Consider the following 19,962-nt stretch of genomic DNA (forward strand, 5'->3'; position numbering starts at 1 on the left):
TCTGAAAATTATAGGTGATTAACCAATCAGGAGAAAACAAGTATGAAAATTCGTCCGTTACACGATCGTGTTGTTGTTCGTCGTATGGAAGAAGAACGTACCACAGCTGGTGGTATCGTGATTCCAGATAGTGCTACTGAAAAACCAATGCGTGGCGAAATTATCGCTGTTGGCGCAGGTAAAGTGCTGGATAACGGTGATGTTCGTGCTTTGGCTGTCAAAGTAGGTGATGTAGTCCTGTTTGGCAAGTACTCTGGTACTGAAGTTAAAGTAGCTGGCCAAGAACTCGTTGTGATGCGTGAAGACGACATCATGGGTGTGATTGAGAAGTAATCTAACAAGATTAAGGAGATTGTGATAATGGCTAAAGAATTACGTTTTGGTGACGATGCTCGTCAAAAAATGCTTGCTGGTGTAAATGCATTAGCTGATGCAGTAAAAGCAACTATGGGTCCAAGTGGACGTAATGTTGTTTTGGAAAAGTCTTTTGGTGCTCCTACTGTAACAAAAGACGGTGTATCTGTTGCGAAAGAAATCGATTTTGAAGATCGTTTCAAAAACATGGGTGCACAAATGGTTAAAGAAGTTGCTGCTAAAACTTCTGACACAGCCGGTGACGGTACAACGACTGCAACTGTACTCGCCCGTGCGATTCTGGTGGAAGGTCATAAAGCAGTTGCTGCTGGTATGAATCCTATGGATCTGAAACGTGGTATTGATAAAGCAGTGACTGCGGTAACCAAGCAATTGCAATCAATGTCTAAGCCTTGCAAAGATGGCAAAGCAATTGCACAAGTAGGTACTATTTCTGCTAACTCTGACCAGGCTATCGGTTCTATCATTGCTGAAGCAATGGAAAAGGTAGGTAAAGAAGGTGTGATTACTGTCGAAGATGGTAACAGCCTGGAAAATGAATTATCTGTGGTTGAAGGGATGCAATTTGACCGCGGTTATATTTCTCCTTACTTCATCAACAACCAGCAAAACATGAGTGCTGAGCTTGAACACCCATTCATTCTATTGGTGGACAAGAAAATCTCTAGTATTCGTGATATGTTGTCCGTATTGGAATCTGTTGCTAAATCTGGCCGTCCTTTACTGATTATCGCTGAAGATGTTGAAGGTGAAGCGTTGGCTACACTGGTTGTTAACAACATGCGCGGTATCGTTAAAGTATGTGCTGTTAAAGCACCTGGTTTCGGTGATCGTCGTAAGGCAATGTTGCAAGATATCGCTATTTTGACTAATGGCCAAGTAATTTCTGAAGAAATTGGCAAGAGCCTTGAAGGTGCTACATTAGAAGATTTAGGTACTGCAAAACGTATCGTTATTACCAAAGAAAACACCACAATTATTGATGGTGAAGGTAAGGAATCTGACATTAATTCACGTATTACTCAAATTCGTGCGCAAATGGAAGAAACGTCTTCTGACTACGATCGTGAGAAATTACAAGAGCGTGTTGCCAAGTTAGCTGGCGGTGTTGCCGTCATCAAAGTGGGTGCAGCGACTGAAATTGAAATGAAAGAGAAGAAAGCGCGTGTTGAAGATGCTCTTCATGCTACTCGTGCTGCAGTTGAAGAAGGTATCGTTGCCGGTGGTGGTGTTGCCCTGATTCGTGCACAAAAAGCCTTGGATGGTTTGAAAGGCGAAAATGCAGATCAAGACATGGGTATCAACATTCTGCGCCGTGCGATTGAATCTCCTTTACGTCAAATCGTGGCGAATGCTGGTTATGAGTCTTCTGTTATCGTTAACAAAGTAGCTGAAAACAAAGATAACTTTGGTTTCAACGCAGCGACTGGTCAATACGGTGACATGGTTGAGATGGGTATTCTTGATCCAACTAAAGTAACTCGTACTGCATTACAAAACGCAGCTTCTGTTGCTAGCTTAATGCTGACCACTGAGTGCATGGTTGCTGACTTACCTAAGAAAGATGAAGGTATGGCTGGTGCCGGCGATATGGGCGGCATGGGCGGTATGGGTGGTATGGGCGGCATGGGCATGATGTAAGTCTTTCCCCCGATTTAAAAACCCGCCAATTGGCGGGTTTTTTATTGCAGGAAAGAATTTGCTAATCTAAAAGTGGATTTGCAAATTAAGAATGATATCCCTGGGGAAAAGACATCGCGGCTTCATCCAATCTCTTTTGTTTTTCATAATGTTTAGGTTTTGGGTAATCCCACATTTCATAAGCCATTGGAACTTCTGTATTAAACCGTTGGAAGTCATTTTTTTGAAAGTTTAGCCTTGAGCGCAATACCATCCGATCTTGTGGAATAATTACTCTACTTTTATCATTATTTGCTTTCGCTAAGACATCACATTGCAAAACAAATTCGTTCTCTGGTGCTTTTATTAAATCTTTAATTATTTGATAGTCGTGATTTGTAGGTCTGCAATAATCCACATCAAGCATTGAAAAACTTTCCTCTGCCCAGGAATCACAAATAACGGTATTTGGATTCCATGCTCTTGGATCTGAGCTAAGTGTTGAATCCAAACGGCCGATGACTACGAAAAAATGGTCGGTAACCGGATTATTAAATAATTCAATGGATGGGCGTTGCTCTATGGGTAGCCTGGAAAATTTTTTATATAAATAAAGGTAGGCAACACAGGCTTTCTCACAACAATTTCCGACGCCATATTCTTCTGCCAATACGGCAATTTCATTAATCCACTCCAGGGAATACATTTCGTAAGCGATCTCTATTTCACGCATTTGATTCATTTTTTTAAATGCTTCCTGCGAGCTGGGCAGATAATAATCTTGTTCAGGGATTTGATTAGTCGAGGTTTTAATTTTGGATAGGGTGTAATCGATCGCTTTTTGTGAATAATAACCTTGCAAAGCGCTGTTGTTTGAGAAAAATTTCATACTAATTTTGAGACTCTAAAATCTGAGAGGTGTTTTTCTATTTATTTTATTACTTCTAAATTAATTAAATCTTAAGGATGCCTTTGTTCTATTAGTGGATTGTAATTTTATGTAGGTAGAGCTTCTCGATCTCATTGACTGTACTCTAGCTCTAGCTTAGTATCGCTAACCTGTTGTCCACTAGAGGATGTCGTTGACTCCTCAAAATTGAGAGTAGAAAAAATGAAAAAAATAATAAAATGCCTGGCAGGCATAATGATAATGATCCCTTTCGTTTCATTTGCGACTGTAATCCCTTTTACCAAATCAGATTGTGCCGCTTTAGCAATGCCTAAAACAGTGATCCTGGTACATGCTTCCTGGTGTTCACATTGTAGAAGTTTCATGCCTACTTACCAAAAAGTTTCTGATCTTAAAAAATATAGCGATTGGACTTTTTATGCGCTTGAAAATGATAAATTTGAAAAGGTTTGTGGTACTTCAATTCAGGGTGTTCCTGCAACATTTAAAAATAATATGAGAAGTGTTTTGTTAGGGAACAAATCTCAAGCAATGTTAGAAAATTTTTTGAATAACTAATATCGCTATTCGAATGACGCCTATAAAGCTGAGAGAGCCCAAAAAAATTGTTCACAGTAAACTTCTCATCCTTTGGTTGCCAAGCATAACGTTTGTACTGGATTTCTCCATTATCTCGGGGAGTTGATTGTCGAGTCTTGCAACGTTCCGTGGCTTGTCCACGGAATCCAGAACAAGTTAAAAATCACTTATAGAATCATTGTCATTTTCTTGAGCCTCTTGGCTCTCTTTTGTTCTTCTTTGTTCATAGGAAGGCATTCCACAACAAAAACTGGCTGACTAATTAGGGTTTTCATGCTTTTTTTACCAGTTTTTACAAAGGATTCAAAGGAAAAATTGGCGGCGTAATAGAATAAATTATGTTCATTTAGTTCATAATTTAGGAGATTATCATGCCTAGGATCATAGAGTTACCCAATTTTAGATATCCCACGAGTTTGTTAGAAGATAAAGCTTTTGCAGCTAATCCTGAAGTGAGTATTCAAACGGATATCTTAGATTCGTTTTCTAAAACCAGTTTATATGATGACGCCAATGTTTTAGACGAAAATAATTTGATCTCTAATGCTGGAAAACAAGCGCTTAAAGCCCAATTCAATACTTTATTGAACAAACTGGCACAAAAACTAATCGATGCAGGCTCTGGAACTGCGAATGATATTCAGAATGCATTATTTCTAAGAAATGATTCCTTACGAAATAAAATCAATAACTACATAGATAACGGCAATGCAACTGGAACGCGTATTAAAAGATATATTGAAAAATTGATCTATGTAATTGAACACTCCGAACAAGCAGAATCTGAAAAAAAAGCTGCTTTTACAAAATTGTTCTCTAATATCACTTCTTGTGGCCCAGGTTTAGAGGGTGAGTTAATTATTCAGATCGGTGAGGTGTCCGGCACGGCTACTCCCGAAGCAGTTTTCTCTAAATTAAGAGTAGAATTATTTGAAAAATTAGTGAGTGAATTAGCTCATGTAGTACACGCACCTGAACAGTATGAGAAGCATGTAAGAGCATATGCTGCCCAGTTATTGTCAGACCAATCCTATTGGCAACAACTCAACATTCCTGAGATTAAACAAATAAATGATGCTCAAGACGTGCATTTAGATGGCTTGATGGCACAAAGACCGCAATTACAAGACAATAATTTCAAGGAACGCTGGCGTGCGCGTTTCAAAGAACTTTTAGTAAAAAACTATAATCGAGAGGCGTTAGTTGACCGTTATCAAGGGGCCTATTACGAAAAACTGCAAGTCCTGGTAGCAGCGCAGGACTATGTGCAAATTTACCGGCTATTGGAACAGCTAGAGTTAGGAAATAAAATTTTTCAAGCTGAGCCGGGGCATTATGGTCTTACTTTTAATATCGATATTGAGCAACCAACATTTGCAATTACGGATGTTACAAAATTAGAACAATTAATACGGCATGGCTGTGAAGCGAAGCTCGTAACAGAGGGTTATATTAGTGATTTGTCACCACAAAATTTAGAGCAAATTTTGGCTGCTCTGGGACAAGACCAAACAGCCAGGCAATTTTGGGGTAAGGTATTTTTACGTGAAATTAAAAAGGGTCATGAGAACTATGAACCTATTTTCTTGGAGTTAATGGTACAAGGTAAAAATTCCGGAGAAGACGTTTTATATTTGATAAAAGATGTTGTTCAAACAGGTCATGTAGAATTACTGGGTAAAGTAATCGACAAAATTGACGGCCAACAATTACTGGATTTTCAGAGTAAATACGGTCGTGACTTTTTAAAAGCAGCGGTGTCCAGTGGCAGTGCTGGTATGGTTAACTTTATTCTTACTCGGGGTAAGAATTATGAATCGGAAGCTCATGAAGCTGCGAAATTAGCTTTGCAATTGCAGGACAACAATGCTGCTATCGAAATATTTCATAACCTAAGTCAATACATTCAGGAGCCTCAGCAATTCTTTTACCAAGCGATAGAAGAAGGCAAGGAGGAAATAGCACTAGAGCTAATGTCTGTAATGGCTAATAGCGATGATTTGGCAATTTCCTATAAAGGAGGTAAATCATTAGTTCAATTGGCTGTAGAAAAAGGCTCATTCAAGTTAGCAAATGCTCTCTTGGATAAGTTAGTCAAAGAAAATAAGCATGAGATTTTACATAAGTCAGATGAGAGGGACAATACGATATTAACCGCTCTTTATGATTTTATACAGGGTTCCTCCGAACAAGAGAAAAGTGCAGAGGCTCTCCAATTTGCTCAAAAATTCATGGGTTATTTAGGAACACAAAATGCGAATAATCCGCTACAAAATGAAACCAAGCTGTGCAAATTATCCCAAGATCTATTTAACCATGGGAGAACAATGGTTCATGAGATTGCGCGCAGTGGTAACATTAACCTAATGCGCTTTATTGATTTTGTAAATCCGGCTTGGTTAACTCTCCCTGATCGTAATGGTGAACCTCCAATTGCTTATGCAGCTAACTCTTTGCAATTAGATATGGTCAGCTTTTTGGCAAATAAAACGCCAGGCGATCGCTTTGGTTCTGCACTGCAATTTACTCTAAATCATTGCTCTCGTGCAGGAAACAATCCAAGAGCTGAAACAATTGCTATTAATTTAATTACGAGAATGGATGTAAACTCTCTCAGACAAGAAAGACGTACAAAATTGTCAGAGAATGAATATGTAGTCATCCCACCTTTCGTCAAAGTACTCAATATAGGCCATACTCAATTGGCAGAACTGCTGGTAACGCGAGGCGCAGGTACGTTAGGAAGCCATCCTCGTTCAGCGCTTGGTGTTTGGTTTAATGATGTCGCTGATCGAGATCCACAATTTCGCGCTTTGAGACGAGCTATTGTTGATATAAGCTCTGGTACTTCTAATTCCACAATTACCGATAAATGTATTAGGCAAATTTTTACGGAGCCTAAATTGGTAGGAGCGATTACTACACTTGAACAATGGGGGCAGCAGGCCGCAAGGCAAAACAAGGGGGTCTTTAGCGGATTCAAGTTGTTTGGCAGCAAGCCCGATTCCAGATTTGTTCAGTTAATGCATGAGATGGTGAAATATGGTTTACACGTGGAGTCTACAATGGATGTTAAGAAATACAGATTGCCAGCATTAAATTCTGAAGCAAGTATCTATAAAGAAAAAAATGGTCAATTGCATTTGGAACATGATACGAGAAATAATACACTGACTTTGGTGTATACCAATAGGGATAAGAAAGAGTCAATGCTTGGTACTATTCATAATTTAACAGAGAAAAACCTGGATTTTATGGTACCTGATCTGGCAAAGACCCTGAATAATATCATCATGGCTCCTGATAATGCACCGAAGCATTGGAATTGGCTAAGATCTTATGAGCAAACTTTCAATCCGCAACCCAATTCTTTTGCAATAAGATAACGAACGATTCTGTCAAATTCGCTGCAGACCGATGGTAAGCAAAACCAGGGTCTGCAGCTTGTTATTGAAAACACTAATAACAAACTAGTTTCGTCTAGCGTAAATTCCAATGGAAAATATTACCAGGCTCATTCCTAAACACTGCATCTTTGTTAATTGCTCTCCTAATAGTAACCAGGCCAAAATTACCGTAGCGAGTGGCATGATCGCTGTAGAAAGAGAAGCTAAGAGCCCATCAACGCGTTGGGAGCCAAAAGACCAGAAGACATAAAACAAGCCTGAACTTAAACCCAGACACAATAAAATGACCCAATCCCAGCTGGTGAGCTGTGCAGGACTCCAGGAAAAAAAGAGAAGCAGAGGAAATAAGATCAGAGCATTAAGACCATTCAGAAAGGCTGAAATTAAAAATACGGGTAAACGGTTTGAATGCAGTTTACATAAAATATAGTAAGTGGCTTCAGGTAAAAGGGAAAGCAAAATAATAGCGTCACCAAAAAACGAATGATTTAAGCCAACTCCTTTGAATTTATTGCTGGCAATAATTACAAGCCCTAAGGTAGCAAAGAGTATGCAGAGACTTGTCTTAGCAGATATTTTTTCGCCAAGTATCAGCCAGGACATTAGCGCAATCGTCGCAGGAAGCGCGCTGGTAATAATACCTGCCATATTAGCATCTGTGTAATGCAATCCCAGTAACATAAGACAGTTAAACAAAATGCCAGCAGAGAGTGCTTGCGCGAAAATAAAAAGCCAATCCCTTTTCTTTAGTGTTGAAAAATGGTGTTTTATAGTAAATCGCCTGGCAGGTGTTAACCAATGTAAAGGCAGGAGAATAAAGGCTGCTAAGGAGAATCGCAGTGTTAGCATATATAAAATGGGTATTGATGAAACCAAATATTTTGATGAAACAATATTCAGTCCTACCATGGTTTGAGCTAGAACAAGGTAGAAGAGACCCTGAAAGTAATCATTATTTTTTGCCATGAAGAACCCCTTTTATAAGCAGTCTCCCGGTGCAGTACCAGGAATGAAATCGGAGTTTAGCAAGTTAGTAAAGTCAATGTATTATTCTGAGCACGCATAGTTTTTGCAGTCAGCATCATTTCACGCCACTGAGAGGGCGTCATACCAAAGGTTTGGCTAAAGCGACGGCTAAACGCAGGTAAGTTTTCATAGCCAATCTCATAGGCAATAGTCTCAATCGACAGGTGTTCGCTCACAAGGAGTTGCTGTGCTTTTAACATTCTTTTATGGCGCCAATACTCTGCAAGACCCTGGCCTGTGCTGCGTTTGAAACGCCGTTGTAGTTGGCTGCTACTTAAGTGGCATACTTGTGATAGTTTGTTGATATCAATGGGCATGGCAAGATGTTTTTCGATCCAGGATTTGGCTTTTGATACATAATGATCTTCAATACTCGTTACAGTTTGGCCTAGCAATTTAAATAATAAATTCTCGACCAGATAATCACAAAAAGCATCATGCTCTTCGTGCATAAGATAACTTTGAGCAAAAGAGAGAAATTTTTTAGTCGTTGGTGTTACCCTAAGAAAAGAAGACATTCGTGTGGCATGCGACCGTAGAGAGGGCGTTTTTATATCAACCACTAAAAAAAGATTCTCCTTACTGGCAGCAAAACAATGCTCTTCATAAGGTGCAATAAAAGCGGCTGTATTAGTACTGACAATTCCTGTGTGACAACCTGTCTGAAGTTCTAAGGCACCACTAATAGGCAATACAAGCTGAGCAAAATCATGACTGTGGCTTGCAATTTCAGTTTGATAAGAACGCAGAGAAAGGTGAGAGGATAGGGTTTGAGAAGAGGCCATGATTAAATCCAAGATATGTTTACCACTTGCTGTGAATAGGTGCTATTGTAGTATAACTATACTATGCTATGACAGGCAAAGCACCTGGTTGTTGGTGCTGAGCCTCCGTGTGGAGCGTATTCCATAATGAAATTGATCCTGGTTTTGGCAAGTATTCTTGGCTTGTCTTCGGTAATGCTTGGTGCGTTAGAAAGCCATGTATTTGGTGTCATGCTAACGTTAAAAAATGCTCAACGTTTCGGTATCGCACTCCATTATCAGCAATTATATAGTATTTTATTGGTTGCACTCAGTTTATATGGTTTGCAGCGCAATCCTCCCAAATTATTACATCTTGTTTGCGTTATTTTCCTCTCAGGTGTTCTCGTATTTAGTGGTAGTCTTTACGCATTGATTTTTCTTGCCAAACCTATTTTTCGCTATGGGACTCCCTGTGGCGGAGCGTTGCTAATGTTAGGTTGGATCCTGCTCCTATTATTTAGTATGTTTTATAAACCGCACAATGGGCGATAAACAGAGAGAGTCTTGCCCAAGAAGCCAATAAAACTTACATGAAGCAAGGGATTAAAAAGAATTTGGTAATCCGTCTCAATGAAATTAGTCTCTGCAACGACTACGTAAAAAAATAGGGTTTTAGTAAACTGTGAAAATAGGACTTTTTTATAAACAATTCCTTTCTTCTTAATAAACCACAATATCCTGGCTCGGTATATTGCCTTCTACTGTGTTCACAGGAATGAATCTATATCCAACTCCGGTATTTATATAAGTAGCTTTTGGCTCGTCTATAGTGTTATCCCAGCTACACCCAGTTAATATTACAGAAAATAGGGTAATAGAAAATGCTGTATAGATTAGTTTTTTCATTAGGACTCCTTAACAAACATTTTTATTTATTACCTGACTCATAAACTATAGTACAGATTTGCATTTCGTCCCTAATGAGGTGGGTTAACCGATTGATTTGAATTAAAAAAGTGAGCAGGTGCTTGCAGGTTTTTTATCAGTCGATTGGAATAATCTTGATCTTGCCGGTGATAAAAAACAACTTCACGCTGATGAGATATAAATCAATAGGAATTTTTTTTATTTTTGTTGGTTTAGCCAGTCGTTAATACTTTGTTGAGTAGTTTCTATGACCTCAAGTAAATGATGATATAAGGTATTGAAGTTTGTTGTATCGCCTGCTTTTTGATTAATCTGCAGATATTGACAGGCGTATTGGAGCCTGGCTGTGCCGCAATAAATAGCACTACTTCTCATCCTAAGTATAGTGTCTCCCAGAGAGTCCCAAGCGCTTGCCTCATAAGCCTGCTGAATTTTGATTTTTTCCAGTGGGAGCTCACTCATCATTAACTCGAGTGATTCTTTTAATAACTCAATACTGCCTAAATTATTAATTCCCTGATTACTATCAAGTAGGGAAAATTGCTCTAAAGCAAGAAGCATTTCCTTAGAGAGCCTGTCTTTTGTTTCGATGACTTTTGAGTGCTGATTTTCCTTCGTTGTAATAACTAATTCGGAAAGGATACCAGTTAGAATCGTTGGGGTCATAGGCTTGGTAAATACCTGACTCATGCCAGCTTCTATGCATTCATAAGCTGAGCTTGCTAAACAATGAGCCGTTAAGCCTACAATAGGGATTGCTTTTTGATTATTATCTTTTTCCCAATCACGAATATAGATGGCTAACTCAATTCCTGACATACCTGGTAAGCCAATATCTGTAATGATTAAATCGAATTTGGATTTTTTGATAAGATCGAAGCCATTTTCTGCATTCATCGTGGAGGTAAATGCGCATCCTGCCTGTTTTAGAAGTGTTTCAAGTAATCTTAATGCGATAGCATTATCTTCGACGAGTAAGACATGGGGAAAATGCTGTGATGTTGTCTTATCATCAGGTTCCTGCTTGGTTGTAAATCCTTTCGCATTGAGTTCGCTCATATAGTCCTGTCTAATGAAATTTATACTTTGTTTATTGTCTTACTTAGGCTGGGCATGTTCAATGTTTCAAGAGAAATTAAGCTAAATGGAATGCGATTAGAGTAAGGACGCAGTTTAGTACCCCAGTGGCTACTAATACGCTACTCTGCTCGAAAGCACCTAGCATGATAGATATTATTCCAATAACTGAACCCAGAATGCACATCTATTATTTCCCAAAAATATCTATTATTACACTTCTTGATTAACAAATTATTAAGGGAGAAATTATCGATGTAAAAATATCATTATTTTTCATATAGAAAATTTACTAAAAGAAGAGCATTGTGCTGAGAAATAACACACGTTGAAGTTTTTTAATGAGTTAGGCATGTTGGATCAAGTTATTTATGGAAATATTAGAACGTAATAAGGTAGGAATTATCTGGCCTGCACTTTCACAAGCAAGTTTTTTCTTAATATTTTCGAAATGTTTATCGACAGTGCGTTTTGATATTTCTAAAATATCAGCAATACGATTACCATTAAAACCAAAATAATAGAGATAAATAATTTCTTTTTCTTTTAAAGTTATATTTTTTGCCGACAAAAAGTTAAAGGGCAGCTTATGTAAATCGAAAACAGTGCCTTTGACCATTTCGTGAATTTTAGGGGCCTGTTCTTTTTTTCCTAAAATTATTTGCTTTAAATTTAAAGAGCCTGGTGGTTGGCGCAATTCTGCAAGTGAATTCATCTCAATGATAAAATCTTTTGGTAAAGTCAGTGTGTTTCCATTAATTAACCGTCTGCAACGCTCCGCAAGATCCTGAGAAACTATTTTTAAAGTATCTATATTGTTAAGGATAAAATTATTTGAGTGAGCTACATTGGAACGCGTCGCAAATGTATAAATTTCTGTGAAGGTTTCATGATTATGAACAATATCAAAAAAATAAGTATACTTTTGATCAACTAAAGTTTCTTTAATTGAAACAGGTAACACCTTGTCATTTTCAATATCTGAACTATAAAAGTCATTCAGGGGTGCCGTAATATGATTGATAATCTGGGTAGTAAATAAATCATTTTTAATAAAAACATCTAAAAGCGAGTTATCTGACATCAACTGCAAACATCGTCCACTCAGATCGAAGTAAAAATAGCCCCAGCTATAAATAAGGGTCTTTTCAAAAATAGACTGGTAGCGACTTTTTAAGTAAGGTGTATACATTTTCATGTTACTAAAAGCTTTCATAACGTCATTTCCAAGCCAAGACTCTTTAAAAGCCTGTTATTTAGTACAGTGTAGTTTATTTTTAATATAGAGACAGTGAAGTTTACTGGAAATTCAAAGTTCAAATTAAACCTATTTCTTCATAGAAAATAGAGAAAAGAATGGACTGCCAAAGAACTATTAAAAGCCGCTTGACCCTATTGTTGCTATATACCTTATCTTTTGATTGAAGGAGGTAATACGATGACTCAATGGTTCGTAAAAGACTTAAGCAAATTAACCGGTGTTTCGGTGCAAACGCTGCATCACTATGACCGAATAGGGCTGCTCAAGCCTTCATTACGACTTGCCAATGGGTATCGTGTTTACTCCGAAAAGGATTTATTGAAATTGCAACAGATTATTGCTTTGAAGTTTTTTGGTTTTGAGTTATCAAAAATCAAAACCTTGCTCTCTGAAGAATGTGAAGCGCGCCAGCATTTTAACAGTCAAGCAAAAGTGTTGGAGCAGAAAGCAGCTGCTTTACTTGAGGGAGCTAAAACCTTGAGAAGTATTATTGATTCTGTTGATGACAATCAATCCATTCCTTGGGAAACCATTATTCAATTTATTGAGGTATATCGAATGACAGAGCACCTTGAACATAACTGGGTTAAAGAAATATTCACCCCTGATGAACTCAAGCAGTATGTAGAGTTTGAAAAAGAAATGAAAGCCAATCAGCAAAAAGCGGTTTTTGAACAAAGTTGGCAACAATTGGCAGAGGAGTTGAAAACTAATCTCAAAAGCGATCCTTATTCAAAAGTAGGTATTCACTTAGGAAAAAAATATATGGATTGGGTGAATGCAATCTATGGTAAAAAATACGCCCATCTCAGGACCAAAAAGTGGGAGAGAGGGTTTGGAGAAGGAAAAGGTCTTGAAGAGATTGGATTAACCCCAGAGCTTATATCGTGGATAGAAAAAGCCACAGATGCTTACTGGCGAGATCGAATTTATGGGTTCCTTGATCAAATCGGCATGATTCCTTCTTCTACTGCTTTAATGCTTTGGAATGAAATACTCGATGATATGTACGGCGAGGAGGAGGCTCGCAAAATTACAATCTACGAAATGGCATTAAAAGATGCTAAGGTAAACCCAAAGGCAAAGGAATGGCTTAAAAGTCTTTTAAATACAAAGTAAAATCTAAAATAGTCGGATCAATTTTTTTCTGATCCGACTACATAATCAATCGAGTCTAATCGATTTTTGACGCCACTGATTTGCTTGATTGCTGGTTCTTAACAATCAGGCTTGGATATTAGCCTTCGCGACAAGGTGATGGAAAGGGAGGAGACTCATAGTCGGTTTCCGTTTCATCCGCTACGGTTGTTTTGTGAGCTATCGTGCTAGTAGCTGCGCTGTCCATAGAAAAGAAATCAAAATATTGCCCCGTCCTGGCACGCTTATAATCTGGTGGTAAGCTACCTTTGGTTGCTTGCCGGCTGGCCATTGTTTTTCTTTTATGTGATTCATCTTCTGCATCTAACTTGTCAGTCTCAGGGGCGCGGCGAGAGTTATATAAAAAAGGAAACAATTCTGCGATGGAGGGTAAAATACGCGGTTCTGTTCTGGTGTTATCACCAGTTGATAAGTCAGGTGGTCCCTCAGAAGATTGTTTAAGGGCTGCTGTTTCTTGTGGAGCTAAAAATTGTCGTCTATCGACAACTTCGGGGGTGGTTACCGTTGTTTTTTCAGACGAGGATGGCAGTTCAGCCTCTACTGCGGTAGGTAGGATTAAAGCATTGTCTTCCAAATCGGTTTCTTCATCCTCTAACTCAGACTCACTGTCTGTTTCTAAAGGACTGGGTTGATGTTTAACCAGGCTGAGTGCATCTTCTACTTCTGTATAATAATTTTCGATTGTTTGTTGCACTATTTTGCTTGCGCTGGTTTGCGGTACTTTAGCCAAAGTATCTATGATTTGCTGGGCTAATTTTATAGTTTGAGTATAGAGTTGTTCAGTTTCGCTAACGTTATTGCTTCCTTTTGATTGTCTTGTTTCTTCAAGCGCACTTAATCCTTTTCTGGCTTTAGTAATTAACCTCTCTGCATTTGAGCGCAGACTTCTATTCAGTTCTTCTAGCCCTGATTGTGAAATCAAGTTTTGAGAAAAATAAACAGTCATAATTTTGGCTGTTTTTTTTCTACCGCCAGAAATAATGTAAGAGTATTTATTTAATCCATCAATCATGCTCATCAAATTGGTTGATGGTTGTTCGATGTTATCTCCATAAGTGAGAAGAAAAGGTATTTGTCGTTCTTGCAATTGCTTAATCGAAGCAGAAAGGGCATCGACTGGTATTTTTTGGATATAAGAATTTGCCTCATCGTGTTCATGAGGAGGGGTCAGAAAGCAAATTTCTCCAGGTTTTGTTTGACGAAGAGCCTCATGCATATCCATTTGCTGAAATTCAATATTTCCTTTATCGATTAATTTCTTGCTGCGATGAAGTAATTTTAATGAGGTCTCGAGTTTCGCCCCCCTGTCTTGTAATAAATAGGCGCGTCTGATTTGGGTTCCTGCAAATTCTACATTAGTAAAGGAATTATTTTGAATAAAAAGAAGCAAAGAATAATCTTTCAGTAAGGGGGGCTCGTTGTATTCAGCAATCATTTGGTTAAAAAACGCGTTGCGTTGACTTGCTGGGCTGCTATGACAGCGTATATGATGTTCTCGGTAGGATTTTTCTATATCTTCCCAACGATTTTGTTTAATGTAATTTAATAAATTGATTAATTCCCCGTTGATATCACTGGCAATATATTTTTTTCCCGGATATTTTTTGGCTAAATAGAAAGTGAGTGCACAGCTTCCACAGGTCACATCTTTAACGACAGTAGCTTGAGCAAATTCGGGTGAACGTTCAATGATCTTTTCTATGCTTTCTAAATAGTTTAATGAATTACCAAAATAGCGGAAAGCTCGAGGAGATGTAATAAATGTTTTCTTTTCCTCCTTTCTCTGTGTGTTAACTTGTCGCTCGCGGCACCAGGCAGAAAAATTTCCTCGGAATGCTTCGGAATGCGTATAAGCTTCAAAAGCCTGGGGGTTTTCTATCAAGCTCTGTTGTCCTTTAACGTGATGAGCCAATTTTGCCTGGCTTCTTTCCGATAAGGGATTTGCTGCGATGTGAAAGACATGGGGCGGTATTCCCAAAGTAATGCTTTCAGCCAGTAATAATTTGCAATGTTCTTCTTTAATTAAGGTAAAATTAGCTAGTTTGAATACCGGGAAAGAGACCTGTCCTTTAACATAAGTCCCTTTTAATCTTTCCCAGGCTAATCGGTAGGCCGAAACTTTTTGATAGGGTCTCCGCTTGTCTCCAGTACCAGAAAATTCGTGTACAAGATAACCTGGTAACCATGAAACTCGATGCCAAACTCTTTCTAATTCGATAGGCCCTCGCATACTTTTGCGTACATGCCCTGTTATTTTTTTTAGTGCGATCAGATCATTAGAACTTAAAGTGCTAAATTGCCTATCGAGAGAATCAGATTTGGATCGTTTTCTCAGTAGGGGTAATAAGTCTGAACGTAGCTCGTTGATTTGTTGTGGTGTAAGAGGAACCTGGACGTATTTTTGCCAACTGGAAGATGTTCGCTGATCATGAGTTGGTGTTTCTCTGGGTGCATAATAAAGTTCATTGTGTTCGGTAAAAATATAGAGATCTTTCGATTCACCGGGCAAATTTTGCAAATCGATTTCGCCTTTAAACGTGTTCATCAAGATAAATAAACAGCTTCTTGAGATTGTTTTCTCTTTTCTTAAAGCTGTTTTACTTTTGGGGGAAGGAGAAAATTTCTCACGCATACTAGATCCTGGCAAATTAAAAATGGAAATTATTTTCGCATCATGAAAAATGGTGGGTCAAAAGAAAAAAATGATGGGGGAGATTCCAGAATGGAATGGCTAAAGCTCGATAGGGAAGAAGTCGGTATAATGCGCTGGAATTAGGTAATCGGGTAAAAAATAGTGTTATCCTAAAAATAATTAAATTAATGCCGCTTTCGGCAGGGATTATTTGGGTTTCTTTGACTTACTCAGTGAGCTTGACGAAACCTTCTTGAACGAGCTGTATTGTTCTTGCCATAGCATCAATAGTGACTTTAATATTGGGAAGTAGATCTGCATTTACCCCGTTGTGTGCTTTCGCTGTGGCGCCACACAATTCAATGTGTACACCGCTCTTTATCAGCTCGGCGACAAGCGCTTTGTAGGGGGGCAATTTAATCCATTTTAAGTCAATATGGTTTTCACCTGATTGCTTTGGCTATTATTTTTATCGCTATAATCATAGTTAATCGGATCTGTCTAAGGTTTAACTTTGTTCATTGCAACGAGTTATAGAGAAGCAAATAATGGCTACTGAGCCTGTGCAAGGAAATAAAAATTTGAATGAAGAAATTATTCAGTGGGGTTGTAACTATCTTGCATCGCACCGCTATAGATTAAAAAGCACTCAGCCAGAGCATGTACAAAATACACCTTGGTCGTATGTGGTCCGCTTTATAACATCGGATGGCTATATTTATTTGAAGCATACACCGCCACTGCTTGCCTTAGAGCCTCTCATTACCAATATCTTGCATGATCAATTTCATGCTTCAGTTCCGGAAGTGATTGCAGTGAATGCGGAATTAAATTGCTTTTTAATGAAAGATGCAGGCAGGCCATTGCGAGAAATTCTGAAAAAACGATTCGACCCCATACTGCTTTGCAAGTCTATTGAACAATTTACGTCTATCCAGTTGGCTGTTTCTTCTAATGTCGATAATTTTCTGGATATTGGCGTCCCCGACTGGCGATTAGATAAATTGCCAGTGTTATACCAGCAATTACTGTCGCAAAAAGACCTATTAATGGAGGATGGATTATCCGAAATAGAAAGGAATGAATTAGAGAGTCTGCTTCCAACGATCATTCATTTATGTAAAAAATTATCCAACTATTCTCTCAAACAAACGCTTGTGCAGTGTGATTTTCATGACAATAACATCCTTATCAGTGATCTATCACAAACTATTACCTTTATTGATTTGGGTGAAATAGTGATTTCTCATCCGTTTTTTTCCTTGGTCGGCTGTTTGCGACAGGCAATGTTTCACCACGCGTTGACAAAGGAAGATGATATCTATTTACGGCTTCTGGATGCTTGTCTAAAAAATTATCTGGCGTTTGAGTCGAAAAGCCATTTATTCGATGCTTTTGATATAGCGCAGCTGCTATGGTTTATATACGAGGCATTAGCTCAATACAGACTGAGGATTGCCTGTGATGAAGCGAGATTTTTGTCATTTCAAAGACAGGGCAAACTCAGCGGTCGATTGAAAGAATTAATGGCCGCATGTCGGGCAATTGACTAGGAATCAATGGCGATGCTTTCGCTTCCATTGATTCCGTGAGGCTAATCTTCAGCGTAGTTACTAGGAACCGAATGTTGCACGGGCTGCTCCCTCACCCAGTTGTATTGAATTTAAAGCCAATTGAATCTGATTACTATCAATCAGATTACTGTCCACGAGAGTATCCACAACGATCCCCACAACATATTTATAGAGTGCGCTATCCGACTCTTTTCCACCCTCTCTTTGCGATTTTAAAAAGATGTATTCCTTTAAGTCAGACTTGGTATGCTGTTTTTGAAGAGTGGGGGAGATTGCGCGGCCTACGACAGGCAATAGGTGGGCAGCCATTGTCATCATGACAACGAGCAAACAATACCAACCGTTATCTAAGTCTTGCGCATAATTAACGGTTGTTCTTAACATGCCCGCGGTATCATCATGCAATAATGATAAAACAAGCGAAGCCATGTAAAGCAAAAGTAGATTGCCAAAATAAACCTTGACGGAATTCTTCGCTATTCTTCCAGTCTCAGCTGCAATTAAATCTGCACCACTCCTAATCAATGGCTCAAGCAATTCTAAAATTTTCGCCGAAGCATGTTTAATAAACTCTTCTTCGGCTATGCCTAAGGCAAAATTTGAAATACTATCAGCGATGCCGCTTTTAGACGCTTCTTCGGACAAAAAACTCAAGCCGTATTGGACCACAGAGGACACCACAGTGTGGCTTATTGAATGGACATAATAAGATTTTACTGCGCCACGCACTGATCGTCTTATAGCAAAAGAAAAGGCTGCTGAAACGAGTGGTTTGGCAATCACTTTTGCTGGGAGTTCGACGCCTTTAGCAAATAGTTTTAAACCTTGATTGACTGGCGGAACATTTCGTTCAATCGCATCGATAACCGCTTTCCCTGAAGCAACCTTCGCCACCTGCTTCATAGTGCCTGTAAGCGTAATACTTTGCTGAGTCCCTTTATAGCCTTCTCTTGCTGTCTCCAAGCCAGCATTAATGTATTTTAATCTCACAATAAAGCCCTTAAAAAAATCGAAAATCCTAACATATTACTCTTGGCATGAAAAGTATAAATTTTTACCAGTTCGACATATAAAAAGTCTTTGATGGCCTATTTTGACTTATCACATTATTGAAAAGACATTTCTATTTTATTGGTACAATTTTACACACTTCATTGAATATCGCTTCAATTTTTTGCAAAAAAACCACTATGTGTGATCATTCGGTGTGATTAGTGCTTCTATTATTGAATGGATGACAGCGTTAAATAATTCTTCATTACCTGGCAAGCTTGATTCGTACAAGGATTAAGGGCAATATCTGCCTCCTTGAATAAAATGATCATGTAGATAATAAAAATTCTTCATAAATCATCGACATAGTACAAAGGATTAAACATGCCAAAAAGAAAAAGGGAAGAGATGGTTCCCCAAAGCGGGCACGATCTTCCCCCAAGCGGAGGCAATCAACAAACAACTGATAATTATTTGATCGCCTTACCGGATGATTTGCTTTCACTTATTTTGTTTCATCTTGCTTCGGACAGAGCTAAAGAGAATGAGAGGGGGGAGCAAAATAAAAAAACTGAGGGAAACTCTCTAAGCAGGTTGGCATTAGTCTCACATCGATTTCACCCCATAACCAGGAATTTTCATTATGCGCTCAAACTAATGGATTTCATTAGCGCAGTAAAACGTAAAGAGATGCAAGAATTGTTAGGCAAATACCCGGCCTTAGCTGCGGAAATTGTTCCTATAACAGATGGTGCGGGGCGGGCATTTAACTGTTCTCCCTTCCAATATGCACTCTGGATTTTGGATATTGCCAGCTGCAATCTTATGCTGGATTCTCTTCCTGCGAGTTCGGAAGGTGAAGCAATCAGGCAAAAGCTGCATGCGCAAGCCCAATTAGTTAGAGATTATGGGTTGGAATATGGGTTAAAAGGGAAACGCTATAAAGAAAAACATTTTAATTTTGAATTAATCACGGCTGCAGTTAATCTGCTACTCACTAATCATAAGGACTGGAGTAGTGAAGAATTAGAGCGTTGCTGGGATGAACTAGCGGGGCAGGCCCAATTAGTTGTCCCTTTGCATATGTCGTTAACCTTAAAAGCCGGTTTTGCCCATCACCGGTTCTCATCTCGGGATGCTGATGCAATTGGGGCTGGTAATGTCATTGCTTCTGTGCAACCTTTAGTGAAAGACTATTCTCTTGGTTTATGTAAGGCACTCAATGCCGCAGAAAAACGCAATGATCAGGCTCGCTACCAGACATTAAAAGATATAGCGGCAGCCGATATATCTGCCCTCTATGCTTTTGAAATGACCAGGTCAAAATTTAACCTTTCTGAGCTTTGGGGAAGATTAGCGGCACAGGTCATCGTCAAAGCTCAAAGTTCGCTCTGAGCGGGCTCTAACCCAAAAAATAACCCTATGAAAAGTGAATAGCTCTGAACGACTTAAGAAGTGGAAATTACTGTTATTTCAATAAAGTAAAGGATTGCTTGCTTTTATGAACCATTGAGAACCGTTACAAAATGTCTCAATGGTACCGAGGGTGGGACTCGAACAAACATGTAACATATTGATTTAATTAATTTAAAATAGGAAATGATCCTCTCCCCAAAATCGATCCAGCATTAATTAGAAAAACGGGCACCTAACACCTTCTGTTTGAACTGATTTGGA

The 19,962-nt window shown here is 38.7% G+C and carries 18 protein-coding genes; 8 read left to right on the forward strand and 10 right to left on the reverse strand.

Annotated features, from left to right (window positions below):
* The first annotated feature begins 42 nt into the window (after positions 1–42).
* Both groES and groL read left to right on the forward strand, forming a co-directional pair.
* Complete coding sequence (gene groES, locus ACN4Z1_RS15045; protein WP_026069347.1) at positions 43–333, forward strand: co-chaperone GroES; 291 nt, start codon at positions 43–45, stop codon at positions 331–333.
* A gap of 27 nt (positions 334–360) precedes the next feature.
* On the forward strand, positions 361–2,016 hold the full coding sequence (groL, locus tag ACN4Z1_RS15050; RefSeq protein ID WP_115221756.1) for a chaperonin GroEL: 1,656 nt from the start codon (positions 361–363) through the stop codon (positions 2,014–2,016).
* 85 nt (positions 2,017–2,101) lie between these two features.
* Here the strand turns inward: groL and ACN4Z1_RS15055 are convergent, their stop codons facing one another.
* Both ACN4Z1_RS15055 and ACN4Z1_RS15060 read right to left on the reverse strand, forming a co-directional pair.
* Positions 2,102–2,884 carry a hypothetical protein gene (locus ACN4Z1_RS15055; protein ID WP_228364780.1) on the reverse strand — a complete coding sequence of 261 codons (783 nt, stop codon included), beginning with the start codon at positions 2,882–2,884 and terminating at the stop codon, positions 2,102–2,104.
* A 131-nt stretch (positions 2,885–3,015) separates the two neighbouring features.
* On the reverse strand, positions 3,016–3,270 hold the full coding sequence (locus ACN4Z1_RS15060; protein WP_228365080.1) for a hypothetical protein: 255 nt from the start codon (positions 3,268–3,270) through the stop codon (positions 3,016–3,018).
* Between ACN4Z1_RS15060 and ACN4Z1_RS15065 the strand changes: the two genes are divergently transcribed.
* Together ACN4Z1_RS15065 and ACN4Z1_RS15070 are read left to right on the forward strand one after the other, a co-directional pair.
* Positions 3,269–3,463 carry a hypothetical protein gene (locus tag ACN4Z1_RS15065; protein WP_058443264.1) on the forward strand — a complete coding sequence of 65 codons (195 nt, stop codon included), beginning with the start codon at positions 3,269–3,271 and terminating at the stop codon, positions 3,461–3,463. The genes ACN4Z1_RS15060 and ACN4Z1_RS15065 overlap by 2 nt on opposite strands.
* 392 nt (positions 3,464–3,855) lie before the next feature.
* Positions 3,856–6,870 carry a hypothetical protein gene (locus tag ACN4Z1_RS15070; RefSeq protein WP_228364781.1) on the forward strand — a complete coding sequence of 1,005 codons (3,015 nt, stop codon included), beginning with the start codon at positions 3,856–3,858 and terminating at the stop codon, positions 6,868–6,870.
* Positions 6,871–6,954: 84 nt separating this feature from the next.
* On the opposite strand, the gene ACN4Z1_RS15075 is transcribed toward ACN4Z1_RS15070, so the two are convergent.
* Both ACN4Z1_RS15075 and ACN4Z1_RS15080 read right to left on the reverse strand, forming a co-directional pair.
* Positions 6,955–7,857: a DMT family transporter gene (locus tag ACN4Z1_RS15075; protein WP_228364782.1), complete on the reverse strand. Its 903-nt coding sequence runs from the start codon at positions 7,855–7,857 to the stop codon at positions 6,955–6,957.
* A 56-nt stretch (positions 7,858–7,913) separates the two neighbouring features.
* Positions 7,914–8,702, reverse strand: a complete 789-nt coding sequence (locus ACN4Z1_RS15080) for an AraC family transcriptional regulator (RefSeq protein ID WP_228364783.1) — start codon at positions 8,700–8,702, stop codon at positions 7,914–7,916.
* Positions 8,703–8,828: 126 nt separating this feature from the next.
* Between ACN4Z1_RS15080 and ACN4Z1_RS15085 the strand changes: the two genes are divergently transcribed.
* Positions 8,829–9,215 (forward strand): DUF423 domain-containing protein, encoded by a 387-nt coding sequence (locus tag ACN4Z1_RS15085; protein WP_115221751.1) that lies wholly within the window; start codon positions 8,829–8,831, stop codon positions 9,213–9,215.
* A 168-nt stretch (positions 9,216–9,383) separates the two neighbouring features.
* Here ACN4Z1_RS15085 and ACN4Z1_RS15090 read toward each other — a convergent pair whose 3' ends face one another.
* From ACN4Z1_RS15090 to ACN4Z1_RS15100, 3 genes are all read right to left on the reverse strand, one after another.
* On the reverse strand, positions 9,384–9,569 hold the full coding sequence (locus tag ACN4Z1_RS15090) for a hypothetical protein (protein WP_115221750.1): 186 nt from the start codon (positions 9,567–9,569) through the stop codon (positions 9,384–9,386).
* Positions 9,570–9,788: 219 nt separating this feature from the next.
* A complete protein-coding gene (locus ACN4Z1_RS15095) occupies positions 9,789–10,649 on the reverse strand; it encodes a response regulator (RefSeq protein WP_228364784.1) in 861 nt (286 codons plus the stop codon).
* A gap of 364 nt (positions 10,650–11,013) precedes the next feature.
* Positions 11,014–11,883: a helix-turn-helix transcriptional regulator gene (locus ACN4Z1_RS15100; protein ID WP_419388324.1), complete on the reverse strand. Its 870-nt coding sequence runs from the start codon at positions 11,881–11,883 to the stop codon at positions 11,014–11,016.
* 222 nt (positions 11,884–12,105) lie between these two features.
* Between ACN4Z1_RS15100 and ACN4Z1_RS15105 the strand changes: the two genes are divergently transcribed.
* Positions 12,106–13,047 carry a MerR family transcriptional regulator gene (locus ACN4Z1_RS15105; protein WP_228364786.1) on the forward strand — a complete coding sequence of 314 codons (942 nt, stop codon included), beginning with the start codon at positions 12,106–12,108 and terminating at the stop codon, positions 13,045–13,047.
* A gap of 118 nt (positions 13,048–13,165) precedes the next feature.
* Here ACN4Z1_RS15105 and ACN4Z1_RS15110 read toward each other — a convergent pair whose 3' ends face one another.
* Both ACN4Z1_RS15110 and ACN4Z1_RS15115 read right to left on the reverse strand, forming a co-directional pair.
* The gene (locus ACN4Z1_RS15110) at positions 13,166–15,718 is read right to left on the reverse strand and encodes a DNA adenine methylase (protein ID WP_228364787.1); all 2,553 of its coding nucleotides are present in this window, start codon (positions 15,716–15,718) and stop codon (positions 13,166–13,168) included.
* Positions 15,719–15,944: 226 nt separating this feature from the next.
* Complete coding sequence (locus tag ACN4Z1_RS15115) at positions 15,945–16,133, reverse strand: DsrE family protein (RefSeq protein WP_228364788.1); 189 nt, start codon at positions 16,131–16,133, stop codon at positions 15,945–15,947.
* 133 nt (positions 16,134–16,266) lie between these two features.
* Between ACN4Z1_RS15115 and ACN4Z1_RS15120 the strand changes: the two genes are divergently transcribed.
* Positions 16,267–17,271, forward strand: a complete 1,005-nt coding sequence (locus ACN4Z1_RS15120; RefSeq protein WP_228364789.1) for a phosphotransferase — start codon at positions 16,267–16,269, stop codon at positions 17,269–17,271.
* A 60-nt stretch (positions 17,272–17,331) separates the two neighbouring features.
* Here ACN4Z1_RS15120 and ACN4Z1_RS15125 read toward each other — a convergent pair whose 3' ends face one another.
* Positions 17,332–18,282 carry a hypothetical protein gene (locus ACN4Z1_RS15125; RefSeq protein WP_228364790.1) on the reverse strand — a complete coding sequence of 317 codons (951 nt, stop codon included), beginning with the start codon at positions 18,280–18,282 and terminating at the stop codon, positions 17,332–17,334.
* A gap of 387 nt (positions 18,283–18,669) precedes the next feature.
* On the opposite strand from ACN4Z1_RS15125, the gene ACN4Z1_RS15130 reads away from it, so the two are divergent.
* A complete protein-coding gene (locus tag ACN4Z1_RS15130) occupies positions 18,670–19,680 on the forward strand; it encodes a hypothetical protein (RefSeq protein WP_228364791.1) in 1,011 nt (336 codons plus the stop codon).
* The last annotated feature ends 282 nt before the right edge of the window (positions 19,681–19,962 follow it).

It is taken from the genome of Legionella sp. ST3F1 (assembly GCF_048553315.1).
Classification (GTDB): Bacteria; Pseudomonadota; Gammaproteobacteria; order Legionellales; family Legionellaceae; genus Tatlockia; species Tatlockia donaldsonii.